We start from the raw sequence: 18,284 nt of genomic DNA, 5'->3' as shown, positions 1-18,284 counted from the left end.
AATAGGGCTTGTGTTAAGTGTGAGATTTCTTTGTTAAGATAATAACGCCGCCAGAATTTATGTGCATTCAAGTACGTAGGAGATCGACTGGGAATAAATTTCATAAATCAAACTTGTTTAGGCAATGAGAAAATGCAAGAAATAAAGAAGCTTTCTTTACTGTTGACGTCTATGTATGACGGCTATGGAACATCGGGTGCAGTGGGGATTTCTTATTTCAGAAAATATTCTGATGAATTGGAAGAGTTTAATTTTGAAATAATTTTACAGCATCAAATGAGCCTAAATTGGCATCATCAATATGTGCTGGATTTCATTTTGAGCACACCGTTTTTATGGGGAAGCTTGCCAAATGATTTTTGGGTGGGAATGTTAGTTCGTCCAAATATTCGACCAAAGATTTCAGGATTGATAGACGAGGTGAGTTATTTTGTCGACATTGAATTCTTGTCGAGATACTTGGGTATAGACGCACTTGCTTATGTTGTCGAATCAAGCTTAGTAGGTGAAGCTGATAAACGTAACATTTTTGATTACTTCGAAAAAATGCCATATGGCTTAGTGCCTTCAGTGCATGATGTGGAGGATCTGGATGGCGTTTATTTCGCAGATAAAAGCCTGCTACAGGACTTGCAGAAAAATCTTTGTAGCAATTTTGGTTTTGACCTAGTTCATTTCGACGAAAATAATATCCATGAATACATGAAAAACTTGGGAGAAAGAATAGTCTAATGAACTCAAATGAAAAGGATGGGGTGGTTTCCATATGAGTTGGGTTAGAACATCAGCGCAGTGACATGGATCTGCTTAAAGATCTTTGTGGTGTGGATTTCTGCGACCTTGATTTTCAGGAATGTATTCCAGCTCTGGAGAAAACGGATGCGATTGGAAACTTAGTTAATCAACTTTCATACAATAAATCTTTTGGCAGTAATGCTTGTTCATCAGCTCAAGCCATTGGTATCAATGAAATAGCCTGGGTAGTGATGCAATTAAATTTTTCTTTTGATGACAGCCAAACAAAGAAGAAGGTGTCAGACATAGTCAGATTCTTAGGAGTGTTCAACTACGATGATGATGACTAGAGCGGGAATTACAAGCTAGGCATATCCAAGCTTCGGGAGCGATTACGAAAACTGAATTGAAGAATTTTCTATGCATACTTTTGAATTTGTAACCGACACTGCGACCATGTGCGTTTTTGACCTGGCATGTTTAAAACATCGTCTTGAAGACGATGCGGACTGGTGGAGTGTTTCAAGCGCTGAAATTCAGGAAGTGAATAACGGTAATGTGGCTTTCTTGAATTTTAAAAGTGATGGGAAATACTTTGTCTCTATCGTCGATACTATAGATGAGCCAGATGTGAGCGTAAATTTGAAGCTCAATTCTGGACGAGTGTTCTTTGGCGCTGCCGAAGAAGTGAGCAGTGATGGATTAGAGCCTGAAGCCTTAAGAGGTGGAATATTCCTTGAGTTTCCTGTTGGACTTTATGCTTTGCATATTAAGAAAACCGGGTTTTCAATATTAGTTGCGATAAAGATTTCTGACATCAGTACCAACTCATTTTTCAGTGTCGTGCGAATTTGAAATGCTATTCATTTAGCACGGGGGGAGTCGCCACTACGTGCGTTGATATAAAAAAGTATGGGAGTGAATAGTGAATAAACTCAAGGACCGGGTACTAGGTGATCTCAATTATGATTATGGTTGGACTCGACCATATCGTTGCATTTTTTTGGGTAAAGCAATAAGCGTCAACCTTGCTATATCTTGTGATGAGGACGATGAAATTGAATCTAGTCAGCGAGAGGCCTTTCAGCGGTTTGACGAAAAAGCAGACTTATTTCTTGCACAAGCTGAAGAGGCTATATTTGGTTACTACCAAGATAATTGCCAGGAATATAGGGACAGATTTGGCATGGAATTTGCTGATGAGCTGGCTCCAATTATTCACAGTCCATCACAACTAGGCGCTATCGTCTTACTAACTGAAATTATTATTCAACCCTCGTTTGGCGAAAATGAAAGAATTGTTGGTTTGCTTTATGATTGTTCGTGGGAACCTTCGCTGGGATTGGCGGTTAAATTTGTTGATGAATGCTTGGAAGAAGTGGGAGTTCAGGACATAGTTCTTTGATGTTTTCTATGTGCAAAAAATTTTCGGGAGTAATTTTCAGGCAAATTATGTGAGTTTATAGTTGTGCGATTATTTCCCGGATGAAGGTTTGGAAATTTGGTGCAACGATGCTTACTTCTAAGTCCAGGGGATTGACTTCAACTATACACCAGGCTTCGTCGGTCTTGAAACCAGCATTGAAGCCTTGAAAATCGTCACCAAAAAAAAGAATATTTTCAACTTGTTGACGATCATCACCGTAGATAAAATCTGGATCAATCAAGCCGGAATATAAGCTGTATTGACTATCTCCAATAGTCCCCGCACCAATTGAAGTCAAGAACTCTACATAGTCGGATGGCAATTTTCCATGGTCAATTGATTTTCCTGAAATAATACTGGATCAACAGGCTTTAATTTTCCTAAGGATGCGTTGGTACTTACCAAGTGCAGCAAATCAGAATATTGGTCCATGCAACTTCCATTTATTTATCAAATAACCAGCGTAGGAGGCTTGCAGTGCAAGTTTGTACGCGTTTCCCTCGCAAAAAAATTGCCACTACGCAGTTTATGAATTGGCTGTGCTCCAACAAGAAATCAAAATCTGGAACTCTGTTTTTCTTTCCACGTGACCAGATAGCAAACTTAGAATGCTAGCTATCTCGGATTTATTGGATACCCCGCTATTAAGTTGTAACCAGGCTTGTTCAAATTGGCCATGGTTTATTTGATTGCGAATTTCGTCAACTCCTGATGATGATGACCACCATTCAGGTTTACCTAATCTTTCATCACGTTTGAGAATAGAAGGAAGGTCACTTTTAAAAATATCTAAAAACGCTAGATCAGATACATCTTCGCATTCCGCAAAAATGGTCTCAACCTCATCTGCCCGACAAAATCCAATTGACTCAGCAAATCGCCCGACTTCATCAGCATCTGGCACATTGCTTAAAAAATCGAAAACCATCCATGCCTTTAGCTGTTGTAAATTTTTGGCTATTTCAATAATGGAAGTCTCGCCAGAAAAGTATTCAACGAAGGTATCGGGTTGATTGCCAAACCAATGTTTAACAATGCCGATATACCCTGGCCAACTGGCATTGCTCCATAATGGAATCAGGGCTGGAGGAAAGGCAAAGCTTAAATCAGCTAGTGCCTTAAAAGTGTATTCTGGTACCTTAATATCGCCTTTGGCAATATTTATTATTTCTGTTGAATAGCCGCAATTTAATAAAAGTTCCAGATAATTCAAATCGACTCCAATTTGGTCAAAAATGAGGGTTAAGGTAAAGTTTAGCATGCAGAAATTTCCAGGCCTGTAGCCCGATCAGAATTAATGCAACAAATTGGAGACCCGGAAATGAATCTTGTCTTGAAAAATACGAAAACCGAAAAATTGAAGATCTATGTAGAACCGTCTACAGATGAAATTTTTCTGGGAAAAGATGACTGTTAACGATGCGGCTACGCCTGGCCATCGCAATTTAGCAACAGCCTCTTAGTAAGACCTTGGGTGACGCACGATTGTCGCAAATTTTGGAAAATATCTGCCACTGTTTGTTTGAAAGTGTTTGCTATATACCATGTTTACGAGCATCCTCCGAACTTGTATTTATTACTGACCTGTCCATCATGCATTTGCCTCACTTGTCTTATGCTTATTCCGTGCGCAAATTGAAGAGTCAATTTAGCCGTTATCTGACAATTTTTCTTGTGGGACTGGGAACGAACTATCTGTTCACGGATGCAGCACAGGCGTGTAGTTGCCTGTTTCAGGAAGAGTCTGGGTTTTTGCATGGCGGGCGTTTGCCGTCCAATGCGCGCGGTGTAGTACTCATACTAAGTGAGGATCGTTTCCTTGAACTGACGTCTGGTCAGGAAAATGCATCTTTGAGGAGTCTGGCACCAGATCTGTTCGCGATTTCGAATCATGAAAAAAATGAAGAAATCAAAGCTGTTATCGAGGAATTCCATCCCAAGCCTGAGCGGAATGCGCAAATCCAAGGGCAGTCTCACTTCTTTCGCATAGGACCTGCTGGCGGTTTCCAAAAAGGCGTAAAGTATTCAATCAAGTTCCGGAATGCAAATGAGCGCAGCCGGCATTGGCTATATCCGAATCAAGTTGAAGTAACGATCGATGAGAATGAAGCCCACGCCGATAAGGCTGAATTCTGGATTGATAAGCAAGATTTCGCCAGAGTGAGGATGTTGTCCTTTCCTCAGAGCGGTAGTTGTTCAAGAGGCAGCTATATGTTTGTGCAGAATGTGCGCTACCAGATGTCTGATGCTTTTCGGCCATATCTTGATTCTATGGTGTACTTTACGCAAAAGAGCAGCTTGTTTGCGGAGGCTGATGTAGCGCCTCCAGGCGAGAAGGATTTTTTCCCTCATTCCTACCGCTCCAACAACTGTAGTCAAATTCGATATGGCAGTAGTGAATCAGTCAGCTCAAAGGACATCGTTTATGCTCATTGCAGTGCGCTAAGCGAGCACGGACCAACAATTTATCTTAGGGGATACGTGGGGCTGCTGGAAGCAGATGATGTGCTGCACGAAACACCTGTTAAGGAAATTCAATTCAAGAATACCGCGAATGAAGCTTGTTACGGTGTGGAGTACTTGCGACAATCCATCGCTAAAGAAAGACGGGAGCTGATCACAGACATCACCGAGGAATTGGCCAGTAAGCCATTGCGTGACGGTGATGCGCAGCAATTCATACCCATACTTTTTAATCTGAGCGATCATGATGATCCCGCAATTCGCCAATATTCAGTATTGGCTTTGTCCTCCATGTTGCGCCAATTAAAAACGGTGGAATCTCAACAAATCAGAGAAGTATCGCGCCTGTTGCTCGTACAAATAAAGCAGAAACAAAGACCCACCAATGTTATTTTGGGGAGTGCACTCAAGAGTTTTGTGTCATATGTGCTGGAAGATCCACATACCGGCAAGCTTGCTGGGCGGATGAACGCAGAATTTGCTGGGTGGATGGGCAAAGAATTACTTTCTATTATCGCTTCCAGTGAACATGAATACCTCGCTCAGAATGAATACATCATCCAGACATTAAAAATACTGGCCGGACATTCAAAAGAGTTGACGTCATCGTTAATCAGCTACGTCAATCTGCATCCTGAACGAGATTTCCTGAAACTTATCATTGAGCTGGCGCCTCAAGACAAAAGGGTTTTTCAGATATTGCTGAAAAAAAACAATTCCGGCATATATGGTATCGAGACCCTTTTAGAGAACATGACTTTGGATCAGCGGACAGATACAGCCATTTTGTTTGACGTGGCAGAGTCACCGGTTTCAGGGAAGATACGTGGCACGGCGATCTCTTTGCTGATACAGCGCAATATCAGTAGTCCTCGCATGTTGAACTTATTGCTGGAAAATATGGGCAGGATGGAAGCTTTGACGGCATTACGTGCCATGGGAGTTAAGGCCAAGCCTGCTGTGCCTGTATTTCTTTCTTTTTTCAAGACAAAATTAGACGTGAGCAAATACAACTTGCTCGTTGATATACTCAAAGATATTCATGCCGATAGCAGCGATTTAAAAGACGGCTACCTGATTGCCAGCCAGTCCGATGATAAAGAGGTAGTCGAACTGGCAAGCAAGGCCCTGGCCGAGCTTAAAAGTAAGACGAAGTAATCACAGACATCAAGCCCCTGTAAATCAGTGATTTATTTAGCCTTCGCCGCCTCTTTCTCCTGCAGCGTGCGCCACATGACCTTGCCCGTCCCTGACTTGGGCAGGCTGTCGACAAATTCGATGAACTTTGGCACCTTGTAGGCGGCCATTTTGTCGTGGGCCCAAGTCATGATGTCTTGGGCTGTCACGTCACTGCCGGTTTTTTTGACGATGACGGCTTTGACGGTTTCGCCACGGTAGGCGTCGTGGGCGGCGATGATGCAGCATTCTTGTATGGCTGGGTGCTGGTACATCATGGATTCGACTTCGGCGGGCCAGACTTTGAAACCGCTGGCGTTGATCATGCGTTTCAGCCTGTCGGTGAAGAAGAAGAAGCCTTCGGCATCCATATAGCCCAGATCGCCAGAGCGGAAGAATTTTTTACCGTCGAGTTCGGCGAAAGAGTCGGCGGTTTTTTGCGGGTCATTCCAGTAACCCTGGAAGACTTGCGGACCATGTATCCAGATTTCACCGGTTTCTCCCTGGCTGACTTCTTGCAGGGTGGTGGGATCAACGATGCGCGAGTCGACGTTGAAATAGGGTACGCCCAGGCATTGCTGCTTCATGCGTTGTGGCGGGTTGACATGTGAGGCGGCCATGGTTTCTGACAAGCCATAGCCTTCCATATAGACCTGGCCCGACAGGTCCAGCAGCTTTTGGGCTATCGCAGCGGGCATGGCTGCGCCACCGCCGGAGACCCGGTTCAGCCTGGAAATATCGTATTCAGCCAGGCGCGGGTTGGACAGGAAATCTATCATCATCGATGGCACCAGGGTCCAGTTGCTGACGGCATAACGGGTGATGAGTTGCCCGGCAACATCGCGGTCCCAGCGTGGCAGGATGACCAGTGTGCCACCGCAATAAATCATGCTGTTCATGACGGACTGCATGCCGGTCACATGAAAGAATGGCAGCACTGCCAGCGACACATGATTGGCGACTATGCTGCCCGACCAAGTCGGGCTGGCGACGGAATTAAAGATGACGGAGCGGTGGGTATGTATGCAACCCTTGGGTTTGCCGGTGGTGCCCGAGGTATACGGCATGCAGGCCAGGTCCTCTGGTGTTGCCATATGGGCCTGAGGCTGGTATCCGGCTGTTACTGCGGCTTGCCAGCTACAGACGCCTGCCTGCTCTGGCACTTGGCGTTCTGCTTTGACAAAATCGGGGATGTTCAGGCTGGTGGTCTTGGTCAAATGGTCGGAGTAAGTGGCTACTATCGCATTTTGCAAGATGCTGTTGCCTATCAGGGGTTGCAGGCGTGAAAATATTTCTTGCGAGACCAGGGCGGTTTTGGCGCTGCTGTCAGCGATGTAATGGCTTAACTCATCTGTCATCAGCATGGGGTTGACGGGGACGACCATGGCATCTGCCCGCAGGATGGCATAAAAACCTATGATGAATTGTGGGCAGTTTTGCATGTTCAGCAAGACCCGGTCACCTCTTTGTACGCCACAGACTCGTTGCAGGTAGCCCGCCAGCGCCAGCACTTCTGCATGCAATTCGCTATAGGTGATGATGCTGTCATAGAAGATGATGGCGGCCTTGTCCGGGTAGCGCAGGGCGGACACTTGCAAATTGGTATACACACTGGCTTCAGGCACGACCAGTTCATGGGGCAGGCCTTGTGGCCAGTGGGCGTGATGCAAAGTGTTCATCTACAGTCTCCGTTAGACGGACTTCCACAAAACCGCCCCAGCTGTGTTGTAAAGACAGTACTTTGTTAAGTACTGTCTTCGTCGCTACGGTGTAGTCGGGGTTTCAGACAACATGTTGTCTGCCGACGTAACGAACCTCCCTTTACGGGAGGTTCCCCAAAGCGAGAGCCTTGCTGGGAAAATTTTGTGAAAGCCCTTATTAGATTTTATTAGAGTGCCATACCTAATTCATTTTTGCACGATCGTTCGCAAAAATTTCATCTTTGTCAGAAACTTGAAACATTTTGTCAACACTTTATGCAAAGGTATTGAAAATGCTGACATGAAGCTACAATGATAGGCATCCCTCTATTTTGTAAGTCATCGGAGTCAGCGTGGTTCAGCAAATCAAAACAGCCCTAATCGTTTTTTCCAGCCTGGCATTGCTGGCTTGCGGTGGTGGTGGCAGTAGCAGCTCAGGCAATAGCAATACTGGCGGATCAAGCGCTGCGCCTATGGCGATAGGCGTGCCGGAAGCGCTGACGGTGATTACCGGCGCACCCCTGAACTTTACCGGCCAGGCCAGCAGCACGGTTGGGGTCATCACGAATATGTACTGGCAGGTGGAGAATCTGACGCTGTCAGCCAACCCGCTGGCCTCAGTCAGTAATGCAGATTGCAAGACCATGCAGAAAAGCAGCACGGGCACAGAAGCCAGTTGCGTCCTGCAAGTGGCACCGCCTGCCTTGCTGACGGCAGACGCTACCTACAAGCTGACCCTGAATGCGGTCGATGTCAAAGGCAATACCATCAAGGCTTCCACCACCTTGCTGGTGAAACAGGAAGCATCGACGACTGCCAACCCGGTAGCCAAGGTAGGTAGTTCCCTGACCGCCAGCACAGGCGACAAGGTGACCCTGACTTGCGCAGGCAGTGGCGGTACTCCGGCAGCCACTGGCGAACCTTACTCCTACCAATGGGTTATCAGCGATGCCCTTGGCACCACCATCAACCTGGCAACGACGGATACCGCTACCACCACCTTCACAGCACCAGTAGTGGCCGTGGCCAGTGCCCTGAAGTTCCAGTGCCGGGTGACGGATGACAAGCAAAAAGTCGGTACGGCTACGCAGACTGTGACGGTCACGCCTGTCGTCAAGCCTACAGTAGTGCCTATCTCATATAGCGGCGGCGTGGTCAACGCCGGTGCCACGATTACCCTGGATGGCAGCAAGTCAGTCAAATACGATGCCAATGGCAAGGTCGACACCAGCACACCGATTTTTTATTTGTGGAAACAAAAATCCGGCCCTGCGGTGGAAATCTTTAATTCGGCTTCCAGCGTTGCCAGCACGGCTTTGCCCAAGTTCATCAATAGCCGTACAGCTTTTGTATTTACCCTGAATGCCTCGAATTCATCGATTTCACCGGGTGGTTTTTCACTTGATCCTATTGCGCAAATGGATGTGGTCTTTTATGTTGATCCATTGCCACCGATCTCCCTGGTTTCCTACACGCCTACCCAGGTCGTCGCCTCGGGCGGTGTGGTCACGTTGAAAGTTGATGCGCCTTCGAATACAGGCTCGAATATCGTGTATTACAGCTGGTCACAAGTGGCTGGCCCTACGGTATTTATTGCTGGTGGCACGACAGGCAATGCCGGTTTTGTCGCGCCCACTGTATCCAGCGACACGGTATTGATCTTCCGTGCCAGCGGCAGTTACCAGCCTATTACGGTTGCCAACCCGGCCACTGCATCCATCGATGTGATTGTACTGGTCCAGGCTGCACCGAAATAATCGTTCAAGCAACGTAAAAAAGCCCCGCCGTGTTTGAAACGGCGGGGCTTTTTTATGTGCAAAGGTTTTACTCGCGGGCGATGATCTTGCGTTTGCCCAGTTTGCGCTGGCGTGTCAGGGTCTTGGTCGCGACAAAAATCTCGCGCATGAAGTAAATAAAGCTGCCTATCAGGGAAAACACACCTGCCACAAACAGGGCGGCAATCAATTTGTCGAGATTCACGCTGGTGGCATCACCCATGAACAAGGCGGCAATCACCAGGCAGATCAGCAAGCCACAGCAAGTGCTGAGGGTAATGGCGCGGTTGATGAGGTGTGAACGTTCATACAATTCGTGTAATTCTTCTTCCAGTCCAGCAGGGCTGACTGGCGGGCTGTTTTCGCCATGCAGCAATTCTTCTGCAACGCGTGAGCGGTCTATGATGCGCGCCAGGCGGCTGGTCAGTACCGAGAGTGTGGTGCCTACCCCGGTCAGCAAAAATACCGGGGCAATGGCGAGCTGGATAATGTGGCTGACATCGCCTAGTTGTAGATTAATCATGTGCAAGTCCTCAGGCTTTTTCCTGAATTCTACAGGGGCAGGGGCCAGCACGCGAGGGCATGTACCAGACTTTTTTATTCGTCTGGCACCGATTCGTCATTTTTTTGAAACAGGGGATGGTGTGATATCGGGGCTGGCCCGGCCGTTCCCGCTATCACTGTTCACAGATAGCGGGGCGGGCAAGACAGGTGGAACCTGCCTCAGGCAGTCTGTACGGGCAGAGTCAGGCGTACTTCCAGACCACCTTCAGGCAGGTTATTCAGTTGCAACTGACCGCCGTGTTGCTGGGCAATATTCTGGGCTATGGTCAGGCCCAGGCCGGTGCCACCAGATTCGCGCGAGCGCGAGGTTTCCATGCGAAAGAATGGTTCAAACACCTTGCTTTGGAATTCAGGCGGAATACCAGTACCACCATCGCGTATCAATACATGCAATACATCCTTGGCGGCATCCTTGCCTGCCACCAGGCTGACGCTGGCATAGTGACCATATTTGACAGCATTGTCGATAAGATTGGTCAGGCAGCGGCGCAGGGCTTGTGGCCTGGCCATGACAGTCAGGCCGGGTTTGCCTTCAAAGCTGACATTTTGCCCGGCGTCGGCAGCATCGGCGCAGACGCTGTCGAGCAAAGAATCCAGGTCCAGCGGCTTCAGGGCTTCATTGCTGTCCATGCTGCGCGCCAGGTCCAGGCCTTCACGTATCATCATTTGCATGCCTGACAAATCTTCGATAAGTTTGTCGCGCAATTCTTCATCCCTGACTTTTTCCAGGCGCAGGCGCAAGCGTGTCAGCGGGGTTTGCAAATCATGGGTAATCGCTGCCAGCATATGGGTGCGCTGGGCAATATGCTGGCGTATGCGTGCCTGCATGGCATTGAAAGCGCGTGTGGCCTGCAAAATTTCTGTCGCGCCTTTTTCTGGCAGGGGTGGGCGGTTGATGTCCTGGCCCAGTGCCGTTGCCGCTTGTGCCATCTGGCGCAAGGGGCGCATGGTCATGCGTGCGATCAGGAAGGCCAGGACGGCAATACTGGCCAGGAACAGGAACAGGTATTGCAAAAAATCAGGGCGCAATGGTGGTGCCGGATTGCGCGGAGGTAAAACCGTCAGGCGCAGGGCCGTGCCATCGTGCAGGGTAATGCCCAGGGCTTCGCAGGGCAGCCGGTTGGTTTGTATGTTTTGTGGATTGCGCGGGCAGGATGCCGGGTCTTGCGCCAGTGACATCACCCGAAAAGTCTTGCCCAGTCTTTCACTGACAGCAGCGGCATATTCAGAACGCGGAGCCTGGTCGGTGTTTTCTGCTGGCAGTGTCGCCACTTTCAAACCCAGGCGTGGGGCTGTTGCCAGGAATTTTTCGCGGTTTTCTACCGGCAGGGCATCGAGGGCCAGCACCAGCTGCTCAGCCCGTTCAACGGCATGTGAATCCCTGTATTGCGATATGGTTTTTTGTCTTTCGCCAAATGCCAGCGACCAGGTCAGCGCTGTCGAAGCAATCACACCCAGTAACAGGATGGCAAATACCCGGCCCCACATCGACGATAGGATTTTCATGCGTCCTGCTCCACAGCGACAGTAACGGCCAGCACATAGCCGCCATTCCTGACAGTTTTGATGATTTGCGGAGAACGTGCATCTTCCCGCAATTTTTGTCGCAAGCGACTGATTTGAATATCGATGGAGCGGTCAAACGGATCGGCATCTCGGCCATGCGTCATGTTCAATAACTGATCGCGGTTCAGCACGCGGTTGGGATGCTCAAGGAAAATGTTCAGCATGCGAAACTCTGCACCCGACAGCGAAACCACCATGCCATCCGGGCTGATCAGGTGACGTGCCGTCAGATCCAGTGTCCAGCCAGCAAATTTGAGTTTTTGCAAAGCCTCGCCGGTATGCGGGTTGACATTGTTTTGCGTACGCCGCAAGACACTGCGTATGCGTGCCAGCAATTCACGCGGCTCAAAAGGCTTGGGCAGATAATCATCCGCGCCCATTTCCAGACCCAAGATGCGGTCCAGCGGTTCGCCACGGGCCGTCAGCATGATGACCGGCAAGGTCGATTTGCTGCGCAGGTTGCGGCACAGTGTCAGGCCGTCGTCGCCAGGCAGGTTCAGGTCAAGCACCACCAGGTCTACCTGATTGTTTTGTAGTGCTGCCCACATGGCATTGCCTTCAGCGGCGGTGACGGTGCTATAGCCATTATTGTCGAGATAATCGGCCAGCAGGTTGCGGATGTCGCGGTCATCGTCAACGATGAGAATTTTATTTGGTGTGTCCATGTTCTTCATTATGAGCCCGGTCTCGGTGATAAAAATCCCGATTTTGTATCGTCTTGTTATGATAAACCGCAGGGGAAACAGTAAGTAACATACCATGCCTGCAAAATCTTGCGTGTTACACGTCGATACAATGCGGGAGCAGAGCGACATTTCATCGTTACAACTGTGCGGCAAGATGCGAAACATGTCTGAGACAGCAATGTCAAAGCAGGGTAAACAAGCCAGCCCGGAGATGATTACATCTGTGTGTTTGCCAGCACCGTTTGCCTGGATAGACATGGCTTGCTTCAGGTCCTCTCAAATTTTTGCAGGATGCTTGCAGCAAACTTTGAGTATGTTCTACTGTTTAGAAAGTGAAAATCATGAATACCTTGCATAAAAAATTATTGATCGCCCTCACCGCGCTGACGCTGGGTAGTGCTGGTGCGGTCTGGGCACAAGGCGCCGCATCAGCACCGGGGACGGGGCCAGGGTCGGGGCCAGGAGCTGCAGGACATGCGCAGCATGGCGACCCCGCCAAGTGGGCAGAGAAAATGAAAGAGCGCATGGCCAAACACCAGGCCGATTTGCACGACAAGCTGAAAATCACGGCAGCCCAGGAACCAGCCTGGAAGACCTTTATTGAAGCCATGAATCCCGGCACCATGCCAGCCCGCCCAGACCGTAAGGAAATGGAAAAACTGACGACGCCGGACCGCATGGAAAAAGGTCTGGAAAAAATGAAAGAGCATCTGGCGAGAATGCAGACACGCCTGACAGCCTTGAAGACTTTCTATGCCGTGCTGACACCTGAGCAGCAAAAGATTTTTGATGAACGCCACAGGCGCATGGCATCTCATATGCGTGACCGCATGGACAAGCGCATGGGTGAACATGGCCCTGATATGCACAAAGGCGGCGAACGTCCAGCTATGCCGGAAAAGAAATAAGTCAGTTAAAAGTTAATTGAGCGAGGCAAGCCTGGCTTGCCTTGAATATTGCATAGAAGGCTGTTGCGAGGAAATGGACTGAAGTACAGGTTCTTTCTTGTGACAGCCTTTTATTTTCTGAGATTGATCCAGGAAACCAGGTTTTCTTCCAGCATGGGTCGGCCTATGTAAAAGCCCTGGCCTTCATGGCAGCCCATGGCGGCCAGTGTCTTCCAGTGGATTTCATGTTCCACACCTTCGGCAATGACTTGCAGGCCCAGTTTTTTACCGAGCTGGGTAATCAGTTCAGCGATGCGTGGTCCTTCTGGCGTGTCGATCTGATTGACAAAGGCGCGGTCTATTTTGAGTCTGTCTACCGGCAATTTGTCGAGATAACTGAGCGAAGAAAAGCCCGTACCAAAATCATCAATCGCGATTTTCACACCCAGTTCTTTCAGCTTTGCCAGCCGTGTTTCAAACAGGGCGGCACTGCTCATGGTGACTGACTCGGTAATTTCCAGTTCCAGGTGGGCTGGTTGCAAACCGGTATCCCGTAAAGCCTGCTCCACGATATCGATAAAATCATCCTGACGGAATTGCACTACCGAGACATTAACACCCATGCGTTGCGGGGCGATACCTGCTTTTTGCAATCTGACCATCATGAAACAGGCGGTGCGCAATACCCAGGCACCGAGGCTGATAATGAGGCCGGAATATTCGGCCAGCGGGATGAAATCATTCGGCGGTATCAGCACACCTTCATCGGTACGCCAGCGTATCAGGGCTTCCAGGCCAGTGAACTTGCCGGTTTCCAGATCAATTTGTGGCTGGTACATGAGAAACAGGCGTTCCGCATCAAAGGCCTTGTGCAAATGCTGCATCAGGGTGGCACGCTCGCGTATTTCTATACCCATGGAGCGGGTGAACAGGGTACAACTGCCACGCTGATGTATCTTGGTACGCTTCAGGGCGATGCTGGCATCTTTCAGTGGTTCTGCACCATCACCCTCATAACCCTCCAGTGCCACCATGCCTATCGACATGGAAACTGCATGGGCAGTTTCTTCTATGGTGAATGGTTCTACAAACAAGAGTCGCAAGGTATCGGGTTCCAGCAGTTCACTGCTGCCCAGCAGACCAAAGACATCGCCAGAAATACGCGCCAGGAAGATAGGTTCGCCCAGTTTTTCGCGCAGCCTGTCGGCGACTGCCTTGAGGATAAGGTCGCCATAGTGGTGACCCAGCACATCATTGATTTCTGCAAAATCGTCGATGTCTATCAAGGCCACCATCTGGCCCGGCAACTGCTCTTGCAGGATAGTGCTGATCTGTTCTATGAACTTCAGGCGGTTGGGCAACTTCAATAACTGGTCGCGGTAAGCATGGTTCTTGAGCTGGTTGACCAGGCTCAGGTTATCGAGGCAGACACCGAGGTTGGAACAAAATACTTCCAGCAGATTCTGGTTGATTTCCGATAAAGAAAAGGGCAGGTCTATATAGGCTGCCAGTGGACGATTGCCGCGTCCGGAAAAATACAGGGTCATGCTGTGATCGGTGAACAGGGGTTCACGTTTGGTCAGCACATGTCTCAGGGCATCGCGTATCCGGCTGTTGTGGATATCGTCGATAGGGCAATTCATCAGATTGCTGTAGTGTCCGGCTGAAGCGATGACATTGAATACCGGTAGCGTGTCTTCATCAAGCTCATCCAGTTCGCCCTGGGCGCACAGCAAACCTTCTGGCGGCACACCACACAAGGCAGCTATCTGTGTGATGACGCCACTGGCAAAGGCTTGTATGCCATGTTCAAAACTGAAGGCGGCGCTGGAGCTGATGATCTGGTGCAGACCACGACGGCTGGCATCAATAGTGCGTATCTGTTCATAAGAACGTACGGCAGCCGTCAGCGAGGTCAACAGCTTCTTGCGCGTCAGTTCATTCTTGGTTTTGTAGTCATTGATGTCATAGTCGCGTATGGCTTCTTCTTCTGGCGCATAACCAGGTTGGCCAGTGCGCAGGATGATGCGGGTATCGGTCCAGCCCAGTTCATCGCGGATATAGCTGACCAGTTCCAGACCCGCATGTTCAGTCTCCATGACGACATCAAGCAATACCACGGCGATATCGCTTTCGCTGGCGAAGACCCTGCGGGTTTCATCTTTGGAGTAAGTGTGGATAAATTCCAGAGGGCGGTTCAGGATCTGCACATATTGCAGGGCAAAGCAGGTGGTGCGGTGGACATCTTCGTCATCGTCGACGATGGCGATTTTCCAGCTGCGCACACCTTGCTGGGCGGTGGCGTCTTCTTCCACGTCCTCAACCAGGAACAGCTCATCATCGTCTTGTTCGTTAGACATGCCTTCTCCGGATAGAAAAGCCTGTTTATTGATGCAACAAGTATAGTTTAAGTTTTGCCCGCAGGCGCAGAGGCTGTCGTTTGAGTTTGTGACTTTAGGTGAAATATATTAACGCAATCATCTGCTGATAAGCAGTTAAGGCAGCCCAGAGCGTCTGCAAGGGCCTGCCTGTATTTCAGGCAAAGCGGCGTGCCGCATCCAGGCCCAGGCCCGCGCCTATGCTGCCAAACAAGTCACCTTCGACCTTGGTGGCAGTTGGCACTATGCTGGCGATTTGCTGGCGCAAGCCACGCACACCGCTGGAGCCACCGGTAAAAAACACGGTATCGACTTGTTCAGGCTTGATGTTCGCCATGTTCAACACCGTTTTGACGGTATCGCCGATATTGCTGGTCAAATGGGCAATCGATGTTTGCAGGCCAGCCTGGTCCAGCGCCAGGTGGCAGGCTGCTGCCGCTTGTTTGCTGCGCAGACGTTCCAGCGGCAAGTCTATGGATTGTTGATCAGACAGCAATATCTTGGCTTCTTCCGACTTGATCGCAAGCCAGTGACCATCGCGTTCTTCGACCAGGTTCAGCAGGCGTTCAAAGCGCAGGCGCAATTCCGGGGTATTGATATCGCGATAGACTTCTTGCAACTCACGCCAGACTTTCTGGGTATAAGTCAGGTTGATGGTGTGCCAGGTCGCCAGGTTGAAATAATAGCTGGAGGGTACTTCGATCTGGCTGCCCAGACGGCCGCCCAGGCCCAGCAGGGGCATGACATGGTTCAGGCTCAGGTATTTGTCAAAGTCGGTGCCGCCTATATGGACACCGCCATTTCCCAGAATATCGTCTTTTCTGTCTATCCTGTGGGCACGCTCAGGGGACAGCCTTACCAGGGAGAAATCTGAAGTACCACCGCCGATATCGGCGATCAGTACCAGCTCTTCCTTGCTGATGCGTGATTCATAGTCAAAGGCAGCGGCGATGGGCTCATACTGGAATTGCACTTCCTTGTAGCCAGCGGCACGGGCGATTTCTTCCAGCGTGTCTTGCGCCAGCTTGTCAGCCTTGGCATCATCATCAATGAAATGCACAGGGCGGCCCATGACCGCCTGGCTGAATTGCGTGCCTGCCGACTTTTCGGCACGTACTTTGAGTTCGCGGATAAACTGCGCCAGCAATTGACGGAAAGCGACAGACTTGCCCTGTACTTCAGTCTGGCCATCCATGAGGCTGGTACCCAGCAAGCTTTTCATGGAACGCATCAAACGGCCTTCATAGCCCGCCAGATAATTGCCCAGTGCCGCCCGGCCATATGTGACCTGATCATCTTCCACATCAAAAAACACCACCGATGGCAGCGTGACCTTGCCCTCTTCCAGCGCCAGAAGCGCAGGTTTCCCCGGCTGGTGCCAGCCTACGGTTGAATTCGAGGTGCCAAAATCTACTCCACAAGCGTGCAACATGAAAATCCTGATAAAAACGGGTAAGCCAGCAGCTACAAAGATGAGCTGCTGTTGAGAATGATGCAAAAAATGAGTTAAGACGTGATACTGAAGAAGTGTTTATTGATCCAGGATCAATAAAGCGGCGACATCAGGGGGCACTATCGAGTTTGACTACCAGCAACTGATCAATGCGATAGTGATCAATATCGACGACTTCGAACTTATACGAGCCCAGCATGACAAAATCTGTGCGCTTGGGTATCCGTTTCAGCATCGTCATCATGAAACCGGCAATGGTCTCATAGCTTCCCTGCTCAGGCAAGCCATCTATGTCCAGGGCACGGCAGACATCCTCGATTGTTGTCGCACCGTCAATCAACCAGGAATTGGCATCGCGCTGGACGATCTGGTCTTCCAGGAAAGGATGAACCAGGTTGCCCATCAGGGTACTCAGCACGTCATTGAGGGTGATGACACCTACCACCAGGGCATATTCATTGAAGATAACGGCAAAGTCTTCACGCGTACCTTTGAATTGCTCCAGCATTTCAGACAGGGTCAGCGAATCAGGCACGGCCAGGGCCGTGCGTATGGAGAGTTCCTGTACTTTGGTGAAAGCCTGGTTGGTCAGCACCCGCTTCAAAATGTCCTTGGATTCCACATAACCGACGACGTTGTCGATATTGCCATCACAGACCAAAAACTTGGTATGTGGATGCTCGGCGATCTTTTGGCGTATCACTACATCTGTGTCTTGCAGGGTGAAGTAGACGATGCTGTCGCGCTGCGACATGGCTGATGGCACGGTACGGCTTTCCAGCTCGAACACATTGCCTATCATGTGATGCTCGCTCTCCAGCACGACGCCAGCTTCGGCACCGGCATCAAACATCGCATAAATTTCATCAGACGTGATTTGCTCATTGCGTGTCGTGGGCAAATTAAACAGTCGCAAGATCAGGTTAGCCAGGCCATTGAAAACCCAGACCAGGGGTTTGAACAGACGCACGCACAAGAGTATCGGGCTGACCACCAGCATGGCCACGGTTTCTGGCGAAATCATGGCTATCTTCTTGGGCAACAGGTCAGCAAATAAAATGAAGATTGATGTCACGAATAAAAACGACGTGACGAAACTGACAGTCTCTATCCAGCTGGTCATGCCAAACACGGCCATCAGGGCTTTCAGGATATATGGCGTCAGAGCCTGTTCACCCAGGATACCGCCCAGTATGGCAACCGCATTCAGAGCGATTTGCACGACGGTGAAAAAATGCCCTGGTTCTTGCTGCAGCGCCAGCACCTTGCCCGCCCGCTGTTCGCCCTCGGCATACAGTATCTGCAATTTAACCTTGCGCGCAGCCGCCAGCGAAATTTCTGACATGGAAAAAAATGCGCTGATGGCGACCAGCAAGGCAATGATGAGAAAGTGATCAAACAAAGCCATAATGGCTCCCGTGCAATTGTACTTGATGGTAATCATATACTATTAGGCTACGTAAATTCCTCTAAAA

At 49.5% G+C, this 18,284-nt stretch carries 16 protein-coding genes; 7 read left to right on the top strand and 9 right to left on the bottom strand.

Annotated features, from left to right (window positions below; all coding sequences use genetic code 11):
* Positions 1-132 precede the first annotated feature (132 nt).
* The 4 genes from DFR42_RS07320 to DFR42_RS07305 all read left to right on the top strand — a co-directional run bounded on the left by DFR42_RS07320 (position 133) and on the right by DFR42_RS07305 (position 2,140).
* Positions 133-732, top strand: coding sequence for a hypothetical protein (locus tag DFR42_RS07320; protein ID WP_110254336.1), 600 nt, complete (start codon positions 133-135; stop codon positions 730-732).
* A gap of 65 nt (positions 733-797) precedes the next feature.
* The gene (locus tag DFR42_RS07315) at positions 798-1,085 is read left to right on the top strand and encodes an immunity 22 family protein (protein ID WP_110254335.1); all 288 of its coding nucleotides are present in this window, start codon (positions 798-800) and stop codon (positions 1,083-1,085) included.
* 70 nt (positions 1,086-1,155) lie between these two features.
* Positions 1,156-1,590 carry a DUF6386 family protein gene (locus DFR42_RS07310; protein ID WP_110254334.1) on the top strand — a complete coding sequence of 145 codons (435 nt, stop codon included), beginning with the start codon at positions 1,156-1,158 and terminating at the stop codon, positions 1,588-1,590.
* 70 nt (positions 1,591-1,660) lie between these two features.
* The gene (locus DFR42_RS07305) at positions 1,661-2,140 is read left to right on the top strand and encodes a DUF6985 domain-containing protein (RefSeq protein ID WP_110254333.1); all 480 of its coding nucleotides are present in this window, start codon (positions 1,661-1,663) and stop codon (positions 2,138-2,140) included.
* 55 nt (positions 2,141-2,195) lie between these two features.
* Here the strand turns inward: DFR42_RS07305 and DFR42_RS07300 are convergent, their stop codons facing one another.
* Entirely contained in the window at positions 2,196-2,483 is a 288-nt protein-coding gene (locus DFR42_RS07300) for an SMI1/KNR4 family protein (RefSeq protein ID WP_170133436.1), read from the bottom strand.
* Between the two features lie 204 nt (positions 2,484-2,687).
* Positions 2,688-3,422 (bottom strand): hypothetical protein, encoded by a 735-nt coding sequence (locus DFR42_RS07295; protein WP_110254331.1) that lies wholly within the window; start codon positions 3,420-3,422, stop codon positions 2,688-2,690.
* A gap of 332 nt (positions 3,423-3,754) precedes the next feature.
* On the opposite strand from DFR42_RS07295, the gene DFR42_RS07290 reads away from it, so the two are divergent.
* Entirely contained in the window at positions 3,755-5,782 is a 2,028-nt protein-coding gene (locus DFR42_RS07290; RefSeq protein WP_110254330.1) for a hypothetical protein, read from the top strand.
* Between the two features lie 32 nt (positions 5,783-5,814).
* On the opposite strand, the gene DFR42_RS07285 is transcribed toward DFR42_RS07290, so the two are convergent.
* On the bottom strand, positions 5,815-7,479 hold the full coding sequence (locus tag DFR42_RS07285; protein ID WP_110254329.1) for a long-chain fatty acid--CoA ligase: 1,665 nt from the start codon (positions 7,477-7,479) through the stop codon (positions 5,815-5,817).
* A gap of 374 nt (positions 7,480-7,853) precedes the next feature.
* Here DFR42_RS07285 and DFR42_RS07280 point away from each other — a divergent pair, with 374 nt between their 5' ends.
* The gene (locus DFR42_RS07280; protein ID WP_110254328.1) at positions 7,854-9,257 is read left to right on the top strand and encodes a PKD domain-containing protein; all 1,404 of its coding nucleotides are present in this window, start codon (positions 7,854-7,856) and stop codon (positions 9,255-9,257) included.
* Between the two features lie 67 nt (positions 9,258-9,324).
* Here DFR42_RS07280 and DFR42_RS07275 read toward each other — a convergent pair whose 3' ends face one another.
* From DFR42_RS07275 to DFR42_RS07265, 3 genes are all read right to left on the bottom strand, one after another.
* Positions 9,325-9,795, bottom strand: a complete 471-nt coding sequence (locus tag DFR42_RS07275) for a DUF2721 domain-containing protein (protein WP_110254965.1) — start codon at positions 9,793-9,795, stop codon at positions 9,325-9,327.
* Positions 9,796-9,998: 203 nt separating this feature from the next.
* Positions 9,999-11,345, bottom strand: a complete 1,347-nt coding sequence (locus DFR42_RS07270; protein ID WP_110254327.1) for an ATP-binding protein — start codon at positions 11,343-11,345, stop codon at positions 9,999-10,001.
* A complete protein-coding gene (locus tag DFR42_RS07265; RefSeq protein WP_211324246.1) occupies positions 11,342-12,070 on the bottom strand; it encodes a response regulator in 729 nt (242 codons plus the stop codon). Before DFR42_RS07265 ends, DFR42_RS07270 begins: the two co-directional genes overlap by 4 nt.
* A 362-nt stretch (positions 12,071-12,432) precedes the next feature.
* Between DFR42_RS07265 and DFR42_RS07260 the strand changes: the two genes are divergently transcribed.
* Positions 12,433-12,999 carry a Spy/CpxP family protein refolding chaperone gene (locus tag DFR42_RS07260; protein ID WP_110254325.1) on the top strand — a complete coding sequence of 189 codons (567 nt, stop codon included), beginning with the start codon at positions 12,433-12,435 and terminating at the stop codon, positions 12,997-12,999.
* Positions 13,000-13,109: 110 nt separating this feature from the next.
* On the opposite strand, the gene DFR42_RS07255 is transcribed toward DFR42_RS07260, so the two are convergent.
* The 3 genes from DFR42_RS07255 to paeA all read right to left on the bottom strand — a co-directional run bounded on the left by DFR42_RS07255 (position 13,110) and on the right by paeA (position 18,217).
* On the bottom strand, positions 13,110-15,338 hold the full coding sequence (locus tag DFR42_RS07255) for a bifunctional diguanylate cyclase/phosphodiesterase (protein WP_110254324.1): 2,229 nt from the start codon (positions 15,336-15,338) through the stop codon (positions 13,110-13,112).
* 175 nt (positions 15,339-15,513) lie between these two features.
* Positions 15,514-16,788 (bottom strand): Hsp70 family protein, encoded by a 1,275-nt coding sequence (locus tag DFR42_RS07250; RefSeq protein ID WP_110254323.1) that lies wholly within the window; start codon positions 16,786-16,788, stop codon positions 15,514-15,516.
* Between the two features lie 130 nt (positions 16,789-16,918).
* Complete coding sequence (gene paeA, locus DFR42_RS07245) at positions 16,919-18,217, bottom strand: polyamine export protein PaeA (RefSeq protein ID WP_211324191.1); 1,299 nt, start codon at positions 18,215-18,217, stop codon at positions 16,919-16,921.
* Positions 18,218-18,284: the final 67 nt, after the last annotated feature.

The organism is Undibacterium pigrum (assembly GCF_003201815.1).
Classification (GTDB): Bacteria; Pseudomonadota; Gammaproteobacteria; order Burkholderiales; family Burkholderiaceae_D; genus Undibacterium; species Undibacterium pigrum.
The sequence above is the reverse complement of the archived record's forward strand: the minus strand, read 5'-3'. Positions and strand labels throughout refer to the sequence as shown.